Origin of the sequence: Aquimarina spongiae (assembly GCF_900141785.1) — a bacterium.
Taxonomy (GTDB): domain Bacteria; phylum Bacteroidota; class Bacteroidia; order Flavobacteriales; family Flavobacteriaceae; genus Aquimarina; species Aquimarina spongiae.
The window spans coordinates 132,776-154,445 of record NZ_FQYP01000006.1 but is presented as its reverse complement, the minus strand read 5'-3'; the positions used below and the strand labels follow the sequence as shown (position 1 = coordinate 154,445).

18 protein-coding genes are annotated in these 21,670 nt (G+C 35.9%); 8 read left to right on the top strand and 10 right to left on the bottom strand.

Going from position 1 to position 21,670, the window contains the following annotated elements; genetic code table 11:
- The first annotated feature begins 2 nt into the window (after positions 1-2).
- Together msrA and BUE24_RS14405 are read left to right on the top strand one after the other, a co-directional pair.
- Positions 3-668: a peptide-methionine (S)-S-oxide reductase MsrA gene (msrA, locus tag BUE24_RS14410; RefSeq protein WP_073316927.1), complete on the top strand. Its 666-nt coding sequence runs from the start codon at positions 3-5 to the stop codon at positions 666-668.
- 562 nt (positions 669-1,230) lie between these two features.
- Positions 1,231-2,391 (top strand): SH3 domain-containing protein, encoded by a 1,161-nt coding sequence (locus BUE24_RS14405; RefSeq protein WP_073316926.1) that lies wholly within the window; start codon positions 1,231-1,233, stop codon positions 2,389-2,391.
- Between the two features lie 192 nt (positions 2,392-2,583).
- On the opposite strand, the gene BUE24_RS14400 is transcribed toward BUE24_RS14405, so the two are convergent.
- From BUE24_RS14400 to BUE24_RS14380, 5 genes are all read right to left on the bottom strand, one after another.
- Complete coding sequence (locus BUE24_RS14400) at positions 2,584-3,471, bottom strand: bifunctional 5,10-methylenetetrahydrofolate dehydrogenase/5,10-methenyltetrahydrofolate cyclohydrolase (protein ID WP_073316925.1); 888 nt, start codon at positions 3,469-3,471, stop codon at positions 2,584-2,586.
- Positions 3,472-3,512: 41 nt separating this feature from the next.
- A complete protein-coding gene (gene ffh, locus BUE24_RS14395; protein ID WP_073316924.1) occupies positions 3,513-4,841 on the bottom strand; it encodes a signal recognition particle protein in 1,329 nt (442 codons plus the stop codon).
- Between the two features lie 251 nt (positions 4,842-5,092).
- Positions 5,093-7,249 (bottom strand): fasciclin domain-containing protein, encoded by a 2,157-nt coding sequence (locus BUE24_RS14390; protein ID WP_139242006.1) that lies wholly within the window; start codon positions 7,247-7,249, stop codon positions 5,093-5,095.
- 90 nt (positions 7,250-7,339) lie between these two features.
- The gene (locus tag BUE24_RS14385; RefSeq protein ID WP_073317624.1) at positions 7,340-9,166 is read right to left on the bottom strand and encodes a fasciclin domain-containing protein; all 1,827 of its coding nucleotides are present in this window, start codon (positions 9,164-9,166) and stop codon (positions 7,340-7,342) included.
- A gap of 170 nt (positions 9,167-9,336) precedes the next feature.
- Positions 9,337-9,999, bottom strand: a complete 663-nt coding sequence (locus tag BUE24_RS14380; RefSeq protein ID WP_073316914.1) for a hypothetical protein — start codon at positions 9,997-9,999, stop codon at positions 9,337-9,339.
- Between the two features lie 102 nt (positions 10,000-10,101).
- Between BUE24_RS14380 and BUE24_RS14375 the strand changes: the two genes are divergently transcribed.
- Genes BUE24_RS14375 through BUE24_RS14365 form a run of 3 tightly spaced genes read left to right on the top strand, consistent with a single transcriptional unit; the run spans position 10,102 to position 14,080 of the window.
- Positions 10,102-10,617, top strand: a complete 516-nt coding sequence (locus BUE24_RS14375) for an RNA polymerase sigma factor (RefSeq protein ID WP_073316913.1) — start codon at positions 10,102-10,104, stop codon at positions 10,615-10,617.
- Between the two features lie 56 nt (positions 10,618-10,673).
- Complete coding sequence (locus tag BUE24_RS14370; RefSeq protein WP_073317622.1) at positions 10,674-11,570, top strand: FecR family protein; 897 nt, start codon at positions 10,674-10,676, stop codon at positions 11,568-11,570.
- A complete protein-coding gene (locus BUE24_RS14365) occupies positions 11,567-14,080 on the top strand; it encodes a TonB-dependent receptor plug domain-containing protein (RefSeq protein WP_084549559.1) in 2,514 nt (837 codons plus the stop codon). The genes BUE24_RS14370 and BUE24_RS14365 overlap by 4 nt, the downstream gene beginning before the upstream one ends.
- Here the strand turns inward: BUE24_RS14365 and BUE24_RS14360 are convergent.
- On the bottom strand, positions 14,070-14,543 hold the full coding sequence (locus BUE24_RS14360; RefSeq protein WP_073316912.1) for a GNAT family N-acetyltransferase: 474 nt from the start codon (positions 14,541-14,543) through the stop codon (positions 14,070-14,072). The genes BUE24_RS14365 and BUE24_RS14360 overlap by 11 nt on opposite strands.
- Positions 14,544-14,696: 153 nt before the next feature.
- The gene (argS, locus tag BUE24_RS14355; protein WP_073316911.1) at positions 14,697-16,475 is read right to left on the bottom strand and encodes an arginine--tRNA ligase; all 1,779 of its coding nucleotides are present in this window, start codon (positions 16,473-16,475) and stop codon (positions 14,697-14,699) included.
- A 386-nt stretch (positions 16,476-16,861) separates the two neighbouring features.
- On the opposite strand from argS, the gene BUE24_RS24390 reads away from it, so the two are divergent.
- From BUE24_RS24390 to BUE24_RS14345, 3 genes are all read left to right on the top strand, one after another.
- Positions 16,862-16,996, top strand: a complete 135-nt coding sequence (locus BUE24_RS24390; protein WP_280174035.1) for a hypothetical protein — start codon at positions 16,862-16,864, stop codon at positions 16,994-16,996.
- 138 nt (positions 16,997-17,134) lie between these two features.
- Positions 17,135-18,562 (top strand): SDR family oxidoreductase, encoded by a 1,428-nt coding sequence (locus tag BUE24_RS14350; protein ID WP_073316910.1) that lies wholly within the window; start codon positions 17,135-17,137, stop codon positions 18,560-18,562.
- 78 nt (positions 18,563-18,640) lie between these two features.
- Entirely contained in the window at positions 18,641-19,264 is a 624-nt protein-coding gene (locus BUE24_RS14345; protein ID WP_073316909.1) for a chromophore lyase CpcT/CpeT, read from the top strand.
- A gap of 4 nt (positions 19,265-19,268) precedes the next feature.
- On the opposite strand, the gene BUE24_RS14340 is transcribed toward BUE24_RS14345, so the two are convergent.
- Genes BUE24_RS14340 through BUE24_RS14330 form a run of 3 tightly spaced genes read right to left on the bottom strand, consistent with a single transcriptional unit; the run spans position 19,269 to position 21,591 of the window.
- Positions 19,269-19,679, bottom strand: a complete 411-nt coding sequence (locus BUE24_RS14340) for an RrF2 family transcriptional regulator (RefSeq protein WP_073316900.1) — start codon at positions 19,677-19,679, stop codon at positions 19,269-19,271.
- A 7-nt stretch (positions 19,680-19,686) separates the two neighbouring features.
- A complete protein-coding gene (gene ctlX / locus BUE24_RS14335) occupies positions 19,687-20,619 on the bottom strand; it encodes a citrulline utilization hydrolase CtlX (RefSeq protein ID WP_073317617.1) in 933 nt (310 codons plus the stop codon).
- Positions 20,620-20,673: 54 nt separating this feature from the next.
- Positions 20,674-21,591 (bottom strand): dimethylarginine dimethylaminohydrolase family protein, encoded by a 918-nt coding sequence (locus BUE24_RS14330; RefSeq protein WP_073316898.1) that lies wholly within the window; start codon positions 21,589-21,591, stop codon positions 20,674-20,676.
- Positions 21,592-21,670 lie beyond the last annotated feature (79 nt).

The window sequence follows — 21,670 nt, the reverse complement described above, 5'->3', positions numbered from 1 at the left end:
TTATGAAAAACACACACTACCTTATTATTGGCATTCTTTTTTTATTCACAAGTTGTCAAAGCAATAGCCAAACAGCAAACCCTAAACAAGAGTCACTCAAAAACTTACCCCCGGTGCAAACTGAAGCTGTTGACGGATACGAAAGGGCATATTTTGCAAGCGGATGCTTTTGGTGTGTTGAAGCAGTGTATGAAAGTGTAAAAGGAGTTAAGGAATCCATTTCGGGATATTCTGGCGGACACACAGACAATCCAACCTATGCAGCCAGCAACACTGGACGTACAGGACACGCTGAAGCTGTAGAGATTTACTACAATCCTGAAGTCATTTCATTTGAAACACTTGTGGACATTTATTTCGGATCTCAAAACCCTACTCAGATAAATGGACAAGGACCAGATCATGGATCACAATACAGATCTATCATCTTTTATCAAAATGAGGAACAGAAAAAAATCGTTGAAGAAAAGAAATCCGCATTAGCTAAAAAATTAAATAGAAGCATTGCTGCCGAAATTCTTCCTTTCCAAAAGTTCTGGATAGGAGAAGATTATCACCAAGATTATGAAAAGAGAAACCCCAACAATCCATACATCAGAAATGTTTCGATACCAAGATTGTTAAAATTTCAATCAAAATTCCCTCATCTTATTAAAGACAAGCATTAAACAATCTGAATTCCTGATGTTAAAATATGTTAAAATAAAACATCTTCGTATTTCACTCCGAAAACCTTTTAAACATTAGTAAAAGTTGTCTTACATCGCCATAAAACCAAAACCGACAAACCCGATTTAAACTATCAAATAAATCCGGTGTAATACATAAAATATTCGTTGAATAACACAATTCAATGAAAAAAAATTGATATTTTTGTAGAAATAAAATCAAAAGATGTTGTGTTTTTCATATTAAAACCTTACTTTTGATTCTGATTTAAGGGTTTTCTTATCAGTATTTTAATCATAAATATTGAAGTTTTACTAAAGTAAATCTTTTATAAAACACTAGAAAACAAATACTTAATGATAAAATTAGTTCTTTAAAAAGCGGGAAATTTCAGTACTTATGTCAAGTTAGTTTCTGGAAGAAATAAGATCAAAATTATTTTTGGCACCCTTTTTGAAAAGCAAATTTTGATGGTAAATTCTAACATTTTGTTTAGAAATTATGATGAAAAAATTAATTTATAGTTAAATATTATAACCCAATCTACTTAAAACAAGAGATATGAAATCTATTTTTACATTTATTCTACTTTTGGTGATGACTTTCTCTTCTGCGTATTCGCAAGCAGAGCAGTACATGATGACTAGTACTAAGTTGACAGTACATAGTGGTCCAGGTCTAAATTTTAATACTATCGGTGAAATTGCCCAAGGAACTCAAGTTTACGTAATGAGTTCAAATTATGGTGAATGGAGTGCGATTCAGTATAAGAAGATCAACGGATTCGTTGTTACCAAATATTTAACAGAAGACAGTCGTATTGCAGACGCGGAAGCAGCAGCAGCAAAAGCAGCAGCACAAAGAGAAGCTGCTAAGGCAGCAGCAGCAGCAGCAATTGCTCAAGCAGAAGCAGCAAGAAGAGCGGCAGAAGAAGCAGCAAGAAAAGCAGCTTTGGAAGCTAAAAGAGCTAGAGAGTTAGCAGAAGCTGAAGCAGCAGCAGCAATCGCCCAGGCTGAAGCAGCACAAACCGCAAAAGACGAAGCCGCCAGAAAAGCTCGTCAAGACGCTTCGGAAACAGAAGCAGCCTTGAAAGCAGCTAGAGCAAGAGCAGCAAAAGGAATCGATGACGTTGCTTCTAACCCAATAGAATCAGCAACACCATCTTATGGAGCAAGCAGCAATAGCTCTTCTCCTAAAGCAGCTAACATAGAAGTAACCAGAGAGGATAAATATTCTAGCTGGGAGAAAAAGACATATAAATCAGGAGCCACTCCGAAGTCTTTCAACTTTAAAGGAAAGTTTGACTACAAATTAGATAACTACCTAAAAATTAAAGTAGGTAAGAACACAGAAGTTGTTATCAAGCTTTACAAATTAGGTAAAACACCTAGTGATGATCAATTGGTACGTGTAACTTACATTAACACCAACACTACTCAATTTATCAGAAATATTCCAGAAGGTGAGTATAAGTTGAAAATAGCTTACGGTAGAGAATGGAAAGAGAAAGTGATTGATGGTAAGAAATACGGAACATTTACTAAGAATGCTCTTTACGAAGAAAGTAAGCAAATCTTAGATTTCCAAACGGTAAAAACGACCAAAGGAATCAATGTTCCATCATATAACTTATCTCTAGATCTTCTACCAAGTGGAAGCGGAGGATATAGTACCGGTGGTTCTGGAGACGAGAGCATTAGTGCTGATAAATTTAATCAATAAGAAAACATTATTTAAACAGAATATCACCAAAATATAAATGTAACAAAAAGTTAGATCTAATACAGATCTAACTTTTTGGTTGTTTCTGTTAAACCTAATAACCTTATAGAATAACAGAAATTATAGAATAAAAAAATGCTCGTTATCTGTTCAGATAACGAGCATTTTTTTTATCGTTTAAAAGAAATAAGTTTATTTCTTGTTGTTATGATGCCTTTCTCTTGCTAACAGAGTATTTTTCAATAACATTGCTATAGTCATCGGCCCTACTCCACCAGGAACAGGAGTAATATGGGATGCTTTTTTACTTACGTTTTCAAAGTCAACATCTCCTACGATCTTATATCCTTTTGGTCTAGTTTCGTCAGTAACACGAGTAATACCCACATCAATAATTACTGCATCATCCTTCACCATTTCAGCTTTTAAAAAATTAGGAACTCCTAAAGCAGAGATCACAATATCAGCTTGAGATATAATCTGTGTAATATTTTTGGTATGACTATGTGTTAGAGTAACGGTAGAATTCCCTGGCCATCCTTTTCTACCCATCAAGATACTCATAGGCCGCCCAACAATATGACTTCTACCGATAACCACAGTGTGCTTTCCTTTGGTATCTACATCATAACGCTCTAGCAATTCTAAAATCCCAAAAGGCGTTGCTGGTATAAAAGTAGACATATCCAATGCCATCTTACCAAAGTTCATTGGGTGAAAACCATCAACATCCTTGTCAGGATCTACTGCTAATAAGACTTTTTGCGTATCAATTTGTGGAGGAAGCGGTAATTGCACGATAAATCCATCAATATTATCGTCCTCATTCAACTCTTTGATTTTAGTCAACAACTCAATCTCACTAGTTGTACTAGGCATTTTTACCAAAGTAGATTCAAAACCTACACGCTCGCAGGCTTTTACTTTACTACCTACATACGTTAAACTGGCGCCGTCGTTACCTACTAATACTGCCGCCAAATGAGGAACTTTCTCTCCTCTGTCCTTCATTTTTTGAACCTCGACAGCAATTTCGTCTTTAATATCGTTGCTAACTTTTTTTCCGTCTAATAATTCCATCCCCCTATAATGTGCTTAAATAGTTTATGTTGTGTTTTAATTTATCTCATTTTACCCATCATCTGCATCATACGTTTGCCACCTCCACCTTGCATCATCTTCATCATTTTGCTCATTTGATCAAACTGCTTCAGTAACTGATTTACCTGTTGAATCGAGGTTCCTGATCCTTTACCAATACGTTTTTTTCTGCTGGCATTAATAATTTGTGGCTTTGCACGCTCTGCAGGAGTCATAGAATGAATAATCGCTTCAATATGTTTGAAAGCATCATCATCGATATCCATATTTTTCATCATTTTCCCGGCTCCGGGTATCATCCCCACTAAATCTTTCATATTACCCATTTTCTTGATTTGCTGGATTTGCTTCAAGAAATCATCAAAACCGAATTGATTTTTTGCTATTTTCTTCTGTAATTTTCTAGCTTCTTCTTCATCAAACTGCTCTTGCGCACGTTCTACCAGCGATACTACATCTCCCATCCCAAGGATTCGATCTGCCATACGCGAAGGGTAGAAAACATCAATAGCTTCCATTTTCTCTCCGGTACCTATAAACTTGATTGGTTTATTAACCACAGATTTAATAGAAATTGCGGCTCCACCTCGAGTATCACCATCTAACTTGGTAAGAATTACACCATCAAAATTCAAAACATCGTTAAATGCTTTCGCAGTATTTACCGCATCCTGACCAGTCATCGAATCTACCACAAACAGTGTTTCACTAGGAGAAATAGCTTTATGTATATTCTCGATCTCGGTCATCATGGCTTCATCAACCGCCAAACGACCCGCCGTATCTATAATTACAACATTGTTTCCATTTGCTTTTGCATGAGCCACACCGGCTTTAGCAATTGCTACAGGATCGTTATTTCCTCTATCACTAAATACCTCAACATTGATCTGCTCCCCTACTACATGCAGCTGATCAATCGCTGCAGGTCTGTATACATCACAGGCGACCAAAAGAGGTTTCTTGGTTTTTTTATTTTTTAAATAATTCGCAAGTTTTCCAGAGAATGTTGTCTTACCCGACCCTTGTAATCCAGACATTAAAATGATCGATGGCGAGTCAGACAAATTAATCCCTGCAGCGTCACCTCCCATTAACTCGGTAAGTTCGTCTTTTACCAGTTTCACCATTAACTGACCTGGCTTAAGACTTTTTAATACGTTCTCTCCTATTGCTTTTTCTTTTACTCTTGCAGTAAAATCCTTGGCTATCTTATAGTTTACATCCGCATCAACTAAGGCTCTTCGTACTTCTTTTAGGGTTTCGGCTACATTTATTTCTGTAATCTGACCATGACCTTTAAGAATATGTAAGGCCTTATCTAACTTATCACTTAAATTATCAAACATAAAATTCTCTGTTTTGCAATACTACCTTTATCGATAGATAGCTGCAAATTTACACATTTGTAGTGTATTAATAAAAGAAAGGAAATGCAGAATTATAATCATTTTGGATAATTTGAGAATTCTATATCAAAATGTTTTCTATTTCAGAAATAATACAAAAAGCCACCAAAAGAAATCGATAAATTGATTTCTTTCGATGGCTTTTTTTTGGAAAATTAATTATAAGGTGGCTAAACCTAAATTAACACTTATTAGTGAGCTGAAGGAATCAAAACTCCCTCAATAACATGAATAATACCATTGGATGCCTCAATATTGGCCATGGCTACTCTTATGTTTCCATTTAATACTACTTCGTCATTTACCATCTCGATAGTAACTTCATCTCCTTGTAATGTAGTTACTGTTTGGCCGGCAAGTAGTTCATCTGCAGTTAATTTCCCTGATGCTACATGATATATCAACACCTCTCTTAGTGCGTCTCCAGAAGGAATTGCGCTCAATGCATCGAAGGCAGCATTGGTTGGTGCAAACACTGTGAAAGGTCCTTCTGCGCTAAGTGCATCAACCAAATCTGCTGCCTGTAATGCTCCTACCAGGGTAGAAAGCTCAGGGGTACTGATTGCAATCTCTACGATACTTTGTAGTTCTGCGGGGGGTAACAGAACTCCAGTAATTACATGAACTATTCCATTAGATGCTTCGACATCCGCCATCAATACTTCGATAGTATCATTCAAAATTACTTTACCATCATCATTCATAGCAATGGTTACTTCTTCTCCTTGAATGGTAGTTACTGTTTGACCGGTCAATAAATCCTCTGCAGTTAATTTTCCGGAAGCAACGTGATACAATAATACCTCGGTCAATGCATCTCCAGATGGGACCTCGGATAAAGCTGCAAACGCATCATTTGTTGGCGCGAACACGGTAAAGGGACCATCTCCATTAAGCGTATCCACCAAATCTGCCGCTTGTAGCGCACCCACCAGTGTAGATAATTCTGGTGTAGCTACAGCAATCTCTACAATACTTTGTAATTCTGCTGGAGGTAACAAGACTCCATTAATTACATGCACAATACCATTGGAAGCCTCGATATCTGCCATCAACACTTCGATGGTATCATTCAAAATTACTTTACCATCATCATTCATAGCAATGGTTACTTCTTCTCCCTGTATGGTAGTTACTGTTTGACCTTCAATCAATTCTTCTGCGGTTAGTTTTCCAGAAGCTACATGGTATAGTAACACTTCGGTCAATGCATCTCCAGATGGTATTTCAGACAACGCAGCAAAAGCATTATTGGTTGGTGCAAACACGGTAAAAGGACCATCTCCATTCAATGTATCTACCAAATCTGCAGCCTGTAAAGCACCTACCAAAGTAGATAACTCTGGAGTGGCAACTGCAATTTCTACAATACTTTGTTGCGTTTCAAAAGAAGGTGGGATCAACACAGCATCAATAACTTGTATGATACCATTTGAACCGCCAATATTTGCTGAGAGTAATTTTACCGTATCATTGATAACAATCTCATTATTCTCATTTAAGCTTACTTTTACATCTTCTCCTTGTAGTGTTTCCGTCAACTCTTGGGCTAACAATTCTGCGGTATTTAACCTCCCGCTTGCAACATGATATAATAATATTTGTGTTAACGTTTCTAATGGTGGAATTTCTTCCAAAGCTTCAAAAGCTTCATCGGTAGGAGCAAAAACTGTAAAAGGTCCTTCTCCTGACAATGGTTCCACCAAATCTGCTGCTTGTAATGCTCCGACCAAAGAGGTAAATCTTCCATCTTCAACGATAAGTTCGACTATAGTTTTATTTGGTCTAGTAGTTTCTAGTAACTCTGCAGTCCACAATCCTCTTCCTAAACCTCCTCGGGTAAAGAATTTAAAACTTCCATCAACATTTCCGTTATCTTGTACTCTACCGATACCAAAAATTAAATCTCTTCCTGGCGGATCAATTATAATATAGAAAATCCCATCACTTATAATGGCTCCCCTTGCCCTTGCTTTGGTACCATCTGGCAATTCGAGATTACCTCTTACAATGGTAAAACTGGCATGATAAAAAGTAAAGTTTAACGAAAGTTCTCCTGAAAGCTGTGTTCCAGATCCTGCTCCCTGTAATACTTCAGCAGAAAAATCATATACTCTTTTTTCTCTACTGATTCCAAACGTTTTGCCTTCGTCCTTGACTGTTAATTCACCATCAAGAAGCGTTTTTGTCATTTCTTCGATTGCATCAAAACTGATAATTTTTGACTCTTCGAATTCAATAAGTTCTGGTTCGTTTTGGACTTCGTCATCATTTTGACAAGCCACAAACATACTCGATACAATTATGCAAAAGATCGACATGCATAACCTACTGGTTAGTTTTTTCATAGCAATTTTAATTTTAAGAGTTAGAAATTAAGAAGTGTGAAATATGTGAAAGAAATATCCAGGCTCTCTCGAGCCTGGATATATATTGAATTACATCATTGGTAATAATACTTGGTCTACAACATGGATAACTCCATTTACTGCCTGAACATCGGTTACAACAACATTGGTAACTCTACTATTTTCATCAGTTATAGTTACACTACTACCAACATTTACGGTAAAAGTTCCTGTTTCTAAAGTAGTAACTACTTGACCATCTGATAAATCTGCTGCTCTAACATTTGCTCCTGCAACTACATGATATTGAAGTATTGGAGTAAGTTCTGATTCTCCTGGGATTGTTATTGCAGAAAATGCATCATTAGTAGGCGCGAATACTGTAAATGGTGCTGGGTCTGTTCCGTTTGCTGTGCTTAACACACTTACAAAATCAGTCGCCGGTGTAAGGTCGGTAAGTGCAGAAACCAAAGTAGAGAAATTAGAATCTGCAACCGCAAATGTTACCACAGTTGGCAACCCTATTACTGCATCCACCACATGAATTACTCCGTTACGGGTTTCTACATTAGGTGTTGCTACTGTTGCTCCTCCATTAGCCATCCCGCCATTAAGCACTACTCCACTACTAGTATTGATATAGATGCTCAAATTGTTCATAGTATCCCCAAATGTCGCTAATGTATTTGCATAGCTTGTAGACAAATCAGTGGATAATAACTTTCCATCTATCACATGGTTCAATAATATTTGTGTTACTGTTGCTACCGGTAAGTCTTCCAGACTAGCACCATCCAACAAAGCATCGAATGCCGTATTAGTGGGTGCGAATACAGTACGCATTGTTGCGCTATCCAAAGCGTCATTCAGACCTGTAATACGAAGAGCAGCATACAAAGAAGAAAAATCACTTGCTTCTCCTCCATTAAAGGCTACAGCTGTAAAACTTCTTCCTAAAGCATCTAATGCGGCGTTAGGTAAAAGCACTTTATCAATAGCATGAATCACACCATTGGTGGCCTTTACATCTGTAGCAATAATTTCAGAATCCACTCCTGTTTTATCACGTAAAAATGCTCCGCCTTCTAGATTTAATGTTAGTGTTTCCCCTTGTAAAGTAGCTGGAGTTACTCCATCAGGAATACCAGGTAGATCTGCTGCCAAAACATTAGCTCCTGCAATTACGTGATAATTTAATACTATCTCTAATTGAGCAGCTGTAAGGTCTGCTATCTCGATATTGAATCTATCCAAAAGATCCGTAAATGCATCGTTTGTGGGTGCAAATACTGTGAATGGAGCCGGGTCAGTTCCGTTTGCTGTACTTAACACAGTTGCATAATCCGTATCTGGAGTAAGATCTGTAAGTGCTGCTTGTAATGTATCAAAGTTAGGGTCTGCAACTGCAAAAGTAGTCACCGTGGGTAGTGTAATTACAGCATCTACAGCATGGATCACTCCGTTAGATTGCTCGATATCAGCCTGTGTTACTGTGGAGATTCCATTGATTTGTACCCCACTTGACGTATTTACATAGGTACTAAAACCTGCCAGGTTATCAGAATATCCAGTAGTCAATTGTGTAGAAGTGAGTCTTGATCCTAAAACGTGATTTAATAAGATTGGTGTTAAATCATCTTTTGAGAGATCATCTAGTGTTACTCCCAGACTCGTAAGCAGTGCATCGAATGCTGCGTTGTTTGGAGCGAAAACAGTAAAACTTCCTTCTTCGGATAAAGTTTGTACTAGTTCAGCTTTTTCTAATGCTGCAAGCAAAGAACTATAATCTGCGTTTGCCGCTACAAAATCCGCAATCGTTGTTGATGAAGGGGGAAAGGTAGTATCATCATCATCCGAACACGAAAAAACAGTAATGGTTAAAAATGCTATCAAAACTGTTTTGAGGAAATTTTTCATTTTCATGGTGTTTAAATTTATTGTTTGATGATTAAACAACTCAATCCTGAAAACTCTAACCCTGGTATTGGGGTTTTAGCATTTATTTAACTTTTTGTTTAACGTTTTAAACTAAAATGTTAAACAAAAAAAGCCGCTACAATAGCGGCTTTTCTACTTATCTTCTTTACTTATAAATCGTTCTCATCGCAGGCAGTTGCTACTTCGAGAATAGCATTCAATAGAGCCGTATTATGTTGGGCTTGCGAATTTTGCCCATCGTGTAACAACAAATCTATGGGGTAGTTAATACTCATCGAAACCGTTTCGTCTGTCTGATCCATGAATTCAAACATTTCTGAATCATGAAATAATTCTAGCGTCTCTAATTGGTTTGTTCGGCTGTCAAAAGTAGATATTCGAATAGGGTAAGTAAAATCTATACACTCGATATCAGGATCGTTCGACAAACAAGCATTTCCTAGCGCGTCAAGCTGGGCTTGATTTTCAACTTCGGTTTCTTGATAATTAAATAGTGTAATTACTACAGGGAATTGAATCTGTATGTTATCCGTATCTTGAAACAATTGATAATCGTTTACCTCATCAATTAAAAATTCCTCCTGATTTCTTAAGATTGTATAAGGTAATTTAATACTAAAACAATGTCCTTTGTCTACTATATTATCAAAAGAACCATCATGAGTCACTACATTTTTAATTAAACTTGCTAATTGCGAATTTCTGGGAATCACGTCGTCAATTGTAGGATCGATAATTTCTCTTTCTTCATTTTGACACCCTACTAAGCTCATTATCGCAGCCAAACAGAAAATTAATATCCTAGTCTTCATTCTTTTTACTTTTTCCAACAACTATTTGTATAATAACAATTAAACCGCGAAAATTCCTACTGGTAAATAGTATTTTTTATAATTTTAACAAAAAATATAGTAATGTCTAAGAACCTCTATGACAATGTTTGCGAAGAAAAGTTGTTTGCTGAACTTTTCAAGAAACATGCTCAAGAATTACATAATTTCATTTATTACAAGTATGGAGAGCATATCAGCCCCCGAGACAAGGTTCAAGAGGCATTTATTAAACTTTGGGATAATTGTAAAAAAGTTCCCCTGCAAAAAACAAAAAGTTTTCTGTTCACAATTGCTAACAATTTATCCTTAAATCAGCTTAAACACGATAAGGTAAAACTAAAGTTTCAACAAGAAGACCATAAAAATTATACTAATCAATCTCCAGAATTCATTTTGGAGGAAAAAGAGTATTTACAAAAGTATCAAAAAGCCCTTGCGAACCTTACAGAACCTCAGCGTGTTGCATTTCTTTTAAATAGGGTTGAAGGGAAAAAGCACAAAGAAATTGCAGCGCTTTTAGGCATTTCAAGAAAAGCCGTAGAAAAGAGAATTTATGGGGCATTAGAAAAATTAAGAAAAGAAATTGAAGGAATTTGAAAAATAAGGTAGGAATTTTCGACTTTAAGGTGTTATATATATATAGGAACTTTGTTATGAAAGAGAAAGATCTTATTAGAAAATGGTTAGATAATGCGCTGACCGATGAAGAATTAAAGGCGTTTAAGAAATTAGACGCCTATGATTCTTACATCAAAATTTCTGATACTAGTAAAAAAATTCTTCCTCCGTCTTATGACGTAACCGAAGAATTAAACGAAATACAACAACACATTTCGCAACGCACAGTTTCCAAAAACAAATCCTATTTGGGCATTCTACTTAGGATCGCCGCTGTATTCGTATTGGGTCTAGGAGTGTATTTCTTTTTTGCCAATCAAGATACCCAGGTCAATACCTTAGCTGGACAAAAGGTAAATTTTGAACTTCCTGACCAAACCAAGGTACAACTCAATGCTTTATCTGAAATCGTGTATAATAAAAAGGGTTGGGAAAACAATCGAGAGGTACATCTTGAGGGTGAAGCTTATTTTAAAGTTGCTAAAGGAAAAAAGTTCGATGTTCACACACCTCTTGGTGTCGTTACTGTATTAGGTACAGAATTCAATGTAAATCAACGTGAGGGGTATTTTGAAGTAATTTGCTATGAAGGTCTGGTAAGTGTATCTTACCAACAAAATACTTACCGATTACCTCCGGGAAAAGGTATTGAGTTACTTTCTAAAAAAATCAATGAAATCAATACCCAAGATACCACCCCCTCGTGGATAGAAAATAAAAGCATTTTTAAGAGTAAACCTTATTATCTAGTACTAGGAGAACTTGAAAGGCAATATGATGTAGTCATCTCTTCAAAAAACATTGATCAACACTTACTTTTTACTGGTAATTTTGTACATTCAGATATTCAAATGGCATTGGAGTCTATTACGATACCAATGGGTTTGAAATATGAAATTAACGAAAACCTAGTAACCCTGTATAAACAGTGATCAGAACCAAAATCACAGTTGTACTTTTTATTCTTTTCTTAAATTGTTTTCAGTCCTTTGCGCAGTCTGAAGAGGATGCATTGCCTTTAATTTCCGTGTTAAACGAATTACAAAAACAATTTGGTTGTAGTTTCTCTTATGTTGACAATGACCTGGAAAGCATTACGGTTAAAGCTCCCAACAAAGATCTTGACCTAAAAGCAGCTGTTACCTACATACAAAAACAAACCTTGCTTAATTTTAAGTATCTCGATCCTACTACGATTACTATAAGTGCACGTTTGTTTACTATTTGTGGGGTACTCATTTCAGCTTCTGAAAATACGGTCATTACAAACGCAACCATCCAAAGCCAAAACAAAACTAGTGTCACGGATCAAAACGGGTCTTTTTCTATTGAGCTATCTGATCTCAATCAGCTCATCAACATTCAGTTTTTGGGATATACTCCGCTTCAATTGCCTGCCAAGGATCTTGTTGAACAGCCCTGTAAAGAAATTATGATGACACGGGAAGTGCAATACCTGAATGAAATTATTTTAAATGATTATCTAATTAAGGGAATTGGTAAAAAAAACGATGGATCTATACGCATTGATTATGATGATTTTGGAATCCTCCCCGGATTAATCGAACCAGATCTTTTACAAACCATCCAAGCGTTACCTGGTATCTTAAGTACAGAAGAAACCGTTTCTGACATTAATGTAAGAGGTGGAACCAATGATCAAAATCTAATACTCTGGGATGGTATAAAGATGTATCAGTCTGGACACTTCTTTGGGCTAATATCCGCTTTTAATCCTTATTTAACCAAAAACGTAGAATTACTCAAAAATGGCACCAGTGCACGTTACGGAGATGGGGTGTCAAGTGTTATTGCCATGAGTACTGATAATGAGGTAGCTCAACAAAATACTACAAGTTTTGGTGTAAATATGACCAGTATCGATGGATATACTGATCTTAGATTGGGTAAAAAATCCTCTATTCAGCTCTCTGTTCGGAAGTCTATTAGTGAAGTCCTGGAAACGCCTACTTATCGTCAATTTTTTGACAAGTCATTTCAAGATTCGGAAGTCGTTGAAAATACCAATGAAATTTCTAATACCAATGATGAGTTCTCTTTTTATGACACTAGCTTACGTTGGTTGTACCAGTTCAGCCCAAAGGATCTGATCAAAATAAATGCATTGCTTATCCGTAATGATCTTATGTTTCAGGAAAATGCCATTGTAAATAGTACGAATGAAGCAAGAGCAAGTAGTCTTAAACAAAATAACACTGCTGGAGGCTTGTCTTACCAAAGAAACTGGAGTGATGCCTTCAACACCGAACTGATATTGTATGGCACTAATTACAACCTTGAAGCTATTAATTCTGACATTATCAATAACCAGAGGCTTTTACAGGAGAATGAGGTATTAGAGAGTGGTGTTAAAATAAATGGATCGTTCAAAATACATCCCAATTTACATTGGTTTAACGGGTATCAATTTAATGAAACTGGTATTTCAAATTTAAGAGATGTAAACAACCCTACCTTCAGAGATTTTACAAAAGAAGTGATCAGAACGAATAGTTTGTATTCTGAAATTAATTACGATTCCCCGAACAACAATACCCATATCACAGCTGGGGCACGGCTTAATCATTATGGAAAATTAGACCGGACCTTATTGGAACCCCGGTTGAGTGTCACTCATAAATTTCTCGATCATTTTACAGTAGAAGTACTTGGGGAACTAAAAAGTCAGGTCACTTCTCAAGTTATCGAATCACAAAATAATTTTTTGGGCGTAGAAAACCGAAATTGGGTGCTATCAAATGAAGAAGATATTCCTATTATTGAAAGTGAACAGGTTTCTTTGGGAATAACCTATACGCATAACAATTGGCTAATCAATATTGATACCTTTTACAAAAATGTATTAGGAATCTTATCAAAAAGTCAAGGGTTTCAAAACCAATTTGAATTTGTTCCGGATCATGGGAGTTATACTACCCGAGGTGTAGATTTTTTGATCAATAAGCGTTTTAAAAACCTGAGCACATGGTTGAGCTACTCTTATGCCAAAAATGATTATACATTTAATCAACTCTTTCCTCGTGACTTCCCAAACAACATTGATATTAGGCATAACATCAACTTTGCTGTAGCTTACTCGATAAACAGTTTAAAACTTTCAACAGGTATCAACTGGCACAGCGGAAGACCTACCACAAGACCTGTATTAGAAAATCAAATTTTGGCAAACGGAAACATCAACTATCAAGCTCCAAATAGCGATACCCTACAAGATTATTTTAGATGGGACGCTTCTGCAACTTACATCTTTAATTTAACCAAGAGTATCAAAGGAACTGCTGGTCTCTCTTTATGGAATCTTACCAGTCGGGAAAATGTGGTCAATAATTACTACAGAGTAAATGATAGTGGAAATGTAGAGGAAGTTCAACAATTAGGGTTGGGATTCACCCCCAATGCAGTATTACGAATTAATTTTTGAGATGTCTAACCGCGGTGTAGGTAACCACTTCTTCGCCTCCCACAACTTTTACGGAATTTTTGATCATCTCAAAACCATGTTTTTGAAAAAAACCTTTGGTAAGTATACTGATTTGCGTAGTAAGCGTATCAATATTTTGCTGTCGAGCAACTTCTTCTATTGTTCTAAACATAGCTTTAGCTATTCCTTGACCATGGTAATTCATATGTACAAAAATATATTCTATATTTCCTTTTTTGTCCATACAAAAAGAACCAATAATTTCACCATTTAACTTGGCATTGTAGATAAAATCTTCTCTAAATTTTTTATGCCAATATTCCTTATTGGTTGCTAATCGAGAATAAATTTTTATTTCGTCCTTGGTAAATATCAAGGACCCATAAGAAGTGACCGTCTGATAGAACAAGCGTTGCATCAGCGATAAATCCGTGTCTGTAGCCCTGGATATTTGGAATTTCATAACTCTAAAATAAAAAAACAAGGCGTTTTTGCAAGGATTTGCACGCTTTTTTAATTGGATAAAACTGATAAAACGGTAAAAAAGTCGATATATTGCACAATAACTCTACTGAAAATCAAAATAATACAATATTTAAGAAGTTATTAACAACAATTACATTCTTTCCGGCACATTGATCCCCAAAAGCCCAAAAGACAATTTAATCACGTTACCTACCACACTGGAGAGTTGTACTCTAAATCTTTTCTCTTGTTCTAGATCCGCTCCAAAGATGGATACATTCTGAAAGAATGAGTTATAACTTTTCACCAGATCATAGGTGTAGTTAGCAATTAATGCCGGACTTAGCTCGTTGGCTGCGGTTTGAATCACCCCTGGAAATAGCTCAAGCTGTTTCAGGACCTCCTTCTCTTTTTCATGAATAATTACTCCAGTAATTTTCGGATCAAACTCAAAATCGGCCTTACGTAAAATTGCTTGTATTCTAGCGTATGTATATTGAATAAATGGCCCAGTATTTCCTTGGAAATCTACAGATTCTTCTGGATTAAAAAGAATTCGTTTTTTAGGATCCACTTTCAGAATATAATATTTTAATGCCCCTAATCCGATAGTGTTATAGACTTGTTTCTTTTCTTCTTCTGTGTAACCGTCAAGTTTACCCAGATCTTCAGAAATTTCTTCGGCTGTTTGTGCCATCTCATAGATCAGGTCGTCTGCATCTACTACTGTTCCTTCTCTACTTTTCATTTTTCCGCTAGGTAGATCCACCATTCCATAACTAAGATGGTGCAAATTTTCTGCCCAATCATAGCCCAGCTTTTTAAGAATCAGGAACAACACTTTAAAATGGTAATCCTGCTCATTCCCTACGGTATATATCATACCTCCAACATCCGGTTTATCCTTAGCTCTTTGAATCGCAGTACCAATATCCTGAGTCATATACACTGCCGTACCGTCGCTTCGTAAAACCAATTTTTCGTCCAGTCCTTCTTCAGTAAGATCACACCATACAGATCCATCTTCCTTTTTAAAGAATACTCCATTAGCCAAACCTTCTTCGATATTATCCTTTCCCAGTAAATAGGTATTACTTTCATAGTAATAACTATCGAAATCTACTCCTAATGCTTTATAGGTTTGATCAAATCCATCATACACCCATCCATTCATCGTTTTCCATAGCTCCACCACTTCTGGATCTCCGGCTTCCCATTTGCGAAGCATTTCTTGTGCTTCTTTTAAAAATGGTGCTTCTTTTTTCGCTTCTTCTTCAGGTGTCCCCTGTTCAATTAAAGCTGCGATTTGTTTTTTATACTCTTGATCAAACTTTACATAATAATTCCCTACCAATTTATCCCCTTTAAGTCCCGAAGATTTCGGTGTTTCATCATTCCCAAATTTCTTCCAGGCCAACATCGATTTACAAATATGAATCCCCCTATCATTAATGATTTGGGTCTTGTACACTTTTTTACCGCTAGCTTTAATAATTTGCGATACCGAATATCCTAGAAGTATATTTCGAATATGCCCCAAATGGAGTGGCTTATTGGTATTAGGAGACGAATACTCTACCATAACCGATCTTTCCTCATTCGAAGGTGTTTGAAAGCCATACTGATTTTCATCTTTAATCGTATTAAAAAATGAAAGATAGTACTGATCGGAAATTACAAGATTCAGAAATCCCTTTACCACGTTAAAATCATCTACTTCATCTACATTTTCTTTCAAAAACTTACCCAAAGCTTCACCGATTTGCACAGGATTTCCTTTTACTACTCTAAGCATAGGAAACACCACTACAGTAATATCGCCTTCAAACTCTTTTCTGGTAGCTTGTAACTCTACTGTTTCAAGTTGTGCATCAAATAGTGTTTGTATACCTCCTTTTACCCTTTCGGAAATGACATGTTGTAAGCTCATCGTCTAAAAATTAGGCTGCAAAGATAAGAGAAATTATAAAGGTACACTATTCGATTTCACACTGTATTTCATCCGTTACGCAATAAAAAGAAACATCGTGTAACCATACATATTTTATTCTGAAAACTTAACGAGCACATCCCACTTTCTCCATATTCTTTTTGAAATTAGAATAACCGTCTTTTTCACAAAACCTAAGACCATATGACGATCATGAAGCACACAAAATCAAACAATTACCCTTCCCCAAATTTATAAATATGAGGGACAACTATTTGTGGTGTATAAATGCTAGATCTAACTTAGTAGAGGTCGGACGTAATACGTCTTGTTTGGAGTAAACCGAAAATCCATTAATAGAGTAGGCAAAAATATACACACACAAAATGAAACAATTAAAACCTAAAAAACTAAAATTTGACAAAAAAGTGATTACCTCTTTAGACAAAAAGAAATTAAATACAATAAAAGGAGGAGGATATACCGATTCACTTTTACTAAAAGGTTGTTATTTTCATTAATACTTAAGAAACTCTTTATGTGGTCATCTAAAACGCCCAAGCATAGGTTTGGGCGTTTTACTTTTCCAAAAAAGTTGAGACAACTTCATGATATAAATTTTATCTCATTCAAATTCTTTGTAACTTAATCAGAAAAAAATGCGAATTCTTCTTACAGGTACTAATGGATACATTGGTATGCGATTGTTGCCTCTTTTATTAGATGCTGGACATGATGTGATATGTTGCGTGAGGGATAAAAACAGGTTGGCCATTGATCAAGAAACCAAAAAGAAAATCGAAATTGTTGAAATTGACTTTTTAAAGACTCCAGAACCTTCTAAATTACCAAAAAACATAGATGTAGCGTATTATCTAATACATTCTATGAGCTCCTCGACCAAGGATTTTGATACCAAAGAGGAAATCTCTGCAAAAAATTTCAACACCTATCTTGCTGATACCGATATTAAACAGGTCATCTATCTTAGTGGGATTGTTAATGAAAAAAACTTATCAAGACATTTATGGTCTCGTAAAAATGTTGAAGAGACCTTATATAAGGGGAATTATAACTTAACCGTATTACGATCAGGAATCATCGTAGGGTCAGGAAGCTCCTCATTTGAAATTATTAGAGACTTATGCGAAAAGCTGCCGATTATGGTGACTCCTAAATGGGTAAACACCAAAACCCAACCTATTGCGATTAGAGATGTCCTGAAATTTATGACTGGAGTGTTACTTAATGAAAAGTGTTACAATCAATCATTCGACATCAGTGGTCCTGATATTCTCACTTATAAAGAAATGTTATATCGGTATGCTAGAGTAAGAGGAATTAAACTCTTTATATTCACCCTCCCCGTGATGACCCCAAGGCTATCTTCATACTGGCTATATTTTGTGACTTCGACCTCATTTAAGCTTGCATTGAATCTGGTGGATAGCATGAAAATCCCAGTTATTGCCAACGATAAGCGTTTGAATGAGCTCTTGGATATTCATCCCATGACTTATGAAAAAGCTTTAGAACTTGCATTTATTAAAATCGAACAGAACCAGGTGGTTTCTAGCTGGAAAGATTCTATGATCAGTGGTCGTTTTAATCGTAGTATTCAGAAATATGTTAGGGTTCCTAAAAGAGGATGTTTTAAAGACATCAAAAAAATAGAGTTGACCAATATTGAAAATACCTTAGAACGTATTTGGGCTATTGGTGGCGAAACTGGTTGGTATTACGGAAATTGGATGTGGAAAATACGAGGACATATCGATAAATTCTTTGGTGGAGTTGGTTTACGCAGAGGAAGAACACATCCTGATGATATATTTTCTGGAGATGCATTGGATTTTTGGCGTGTTCTGGTTGCCGACAAAAAAAACAAGCGATTATTATTATTTGCCGAAATGAGAGTCCCGGGTGAAGCTTGGTTAGAATTTGATATCGACCAAAACAATGTTTTGCATCAAACAGCCACATTTAGACCCAAAGGAATATGGGGGCGTTTGTACTGGTATCTTATGATTCCTTTTCACTACTTTATTTTTGGTGGAATGATTCGTAAAATAGCATCTAACCCTTAAATTATTAGGATAAAATGCATGATTTTATCGATTAATTGCATTTTTCTTAGTTTTTTTCATATATTTATCAAAAACTGCATGAAGCAAATTCTCCTTCTTCTTTGTTCACTAATTTTGACCTTTGGATGTAGCTCCAAAGCGGTTAGTGACCCAGAATTAAATGATCTGGTATCATTGATGGTAGGAGAGTTTTCTAACGAAGAACAAACTCAAGATGATTCTAGTTATCCGTTTCTTAGATTGGTGAATATTAAAATATGGAAAGAACGTCCTGGACACTGGGTATACAGTGAACTTTTCGATGCTAAAGACGAAAATAGAGTTTACGGCCAACGGATCTTACACTACGAGCGAGTAGACTCCTTGCGATTTCAAAGCACGAGTTATAAAATCTTAAATGCCAAAGATTACAACTCAAGCTGGAAACATGCTAAGCTTCTGAATAAATTAACCTTGGACAGTCTGGAAGTTAGAGAAGGATGTCAAGTTTATTTTGTTAAAAACACTTCTACCATATATTCTGGAAAAACCAATAAAAAAACCTGTTCTAGTAGTATCAAACATGTAGATTATATTACTTCTGATTTTGTAGTAAGTCGGGATAAGATATCTATTTGGAACAGAGGGTATAATACAGAAGGAAAACAAGTATGGGGAAAAATAAAAGGTCCTTTCAAATACAAAAGAATAACCGACAAATAACCTCCTATTTGGTATAATCTTCTAAGGTTTTGTTTTCTAAAACTTTTAGGGTATTATCTCTCACTTCTATCATAAGACTGTGTACCGCACAAGCATCTTCATCTGGGCAATCATCACACTTTTCATAAAAGTTAAGACTTACACAAGGTAACATTGCGATAGGCCCTTCCAAAACTCTAATAATAGAGGCCATTATGATTTCTTTTGGTTCTTTGATCAAATAATAGCCTCCACCTTTTCCTTTTTTGGACCCCAAAAATCCATTCTTCCTAAGAGTTAACAATATACTTTCTAAAAACTTTTGAGAAATATTTTCACTTTGAGCGATCTCTGAAATTTGCACAGGATGATCACATTTCTTCCTAGCGATATAGGTAAGCGCTTTTAATCCGTATTTTGTTTTCTTTGAAAGCATATTTTTATCATTTGGCAGGTAGAAACACCTCTGCCATCATGCATCTTGCACTTCCTCCTCCTAGAGTTTCGATCATATTCAAATCACTATGAAGAATTTCGCAATGTTTTTTGATACTCTCGATTTGAGATTCGGTTAGACTATTATACGCCGCAGATGACATTACAAGATAACGTTTCTCGTTGGAACCTACAACTTGAAGCATATTGCCCGCAAAATTATTAACCTGCTCTTCTGTGATTGCTATAATTTCTTTACCTGTTTCTTTTAGATGATCAATCAGGTTTTTTCGTTCCTTTTTATCATCAATACAATCCAGACATACCACTGCAAAGGTCTCTCCTACTCCCATCATTACATTGGTGTGATAGATAGGCAGTCTCTTTCCATCTACAGTTTGATAAGCTGTAAAAACTACTGGTGTGTACTCAAAATCTTCACAAAACTCGATAAACAAGCTTTCATCGGCTCTGGGAGAGAGTGCGCAATACGCTTTTCTGTTTACGCGATCCAAAACCAAGCTTCCTGTACCTTCAAGAAAAACCTCTTCTTCTTCGGCACTGGTGTAGTCTACTACATTTTTTATTTCGAATCCTGAAGCTTCAATTTCGTCAAGGATCTCTGGTCTTCGTTCTCTTCTTCTGTTTACCGCAAACATTGGATATAAACCGATGTCTCCATTTTCATGAAAGGACACCCAGTTATTAGGAAAAATAGAATCCGGAGTATCATTCTTAGGATCATCATCAATTACAATTACACGAACTCCTACTTCTTTCAATCTACCTACAAACCCATCAAATTCTTGTTGAGCTCTCGAGTTTGCATCTTCTTTGGCTACTCCTGCATCTTCTTGATAATAATTATTTACCGCAGTTTGCTCATTCATCCTAAACTGTACAGGACGAATCATTACAATTGTATTTGTTACTTGTTTCATATCAAAAATCATAGTGCATTCCTACACCTTCAAAAATTTTTAATTATAATTTGCTTAATCTCTAATCAATGGCATTGTAGAACAACGTAAAAGTCCTTCCTGCTTTGCTATTTCTGCATAAGGCACTTCTTCTACAGTAATATTTTGTTTTCTTAACCAGGCATTCAATCTCGTAAAGTTCTTTTCAGAAATCACTACATCTTCTGCAATAGAAAAGATGTTAGAATTCATGTAGTACATCTCTGTTTTATCTATATGAAAGAGATTGTCTTTACCGTAAAAATCTAATAAAAACTCATAATCCAAGGGATCTCGAAACCCTTCTTTGTGTATGATCGCTTTATTATGACCTACAGGCTGAAAACAACAATCCAAATGTAGCGCATTATCTTTGGGATCTTGCATAGATTTATTCAAATCAAAAGCTTTTACCTTCTTATCTGGAAAAAGAGAGGTAATGTACTCTACTCCTTTCATGTTTGTGCGAGCAACAATACAATCGGGATAATCTTCTCCCAAGTAAGTCCCTATAAAAATATAGTCATTATGCGCCATAATATCTCCCCCTTCAAAGTGAATATCTTCTGACGGTGCTTTGAACACTTTATTGGGATCAATTTCTGCTATCACATGTTCGATAGCTTTTATTTCCTTTTCTCTATCCGGTAAAATATTAGACTTAATGAACTTATCTTCGATAACCAAAGCGATATCCCTTGCAAAAATTTGGTTGTAATCCTCGATAATTTCTGGTCGGTATACTTTCACTTCATATTTCTTCAGCACTTTGGCCACTGCTTCCATCTCCAAGACCATATCCGATTCCTTAGGATAGGTTCCTGCTTTGATGTGTTCTATAGACTTCGGATCGTAAGCGTCTTCAATTTTAGGTACTGGACCATTGCTTGTCGCAGTTCCTAATACCACTGCACGAAGTCGTGATGTCTCGTTTTGTATATTTAATTTCAACAATGTTAGTTTTTAAGTGTAAATGTTTGAGTAGTTACGCAAATATATAAATAGACAATTTTATGAAGCCGGTTTTGTCTGA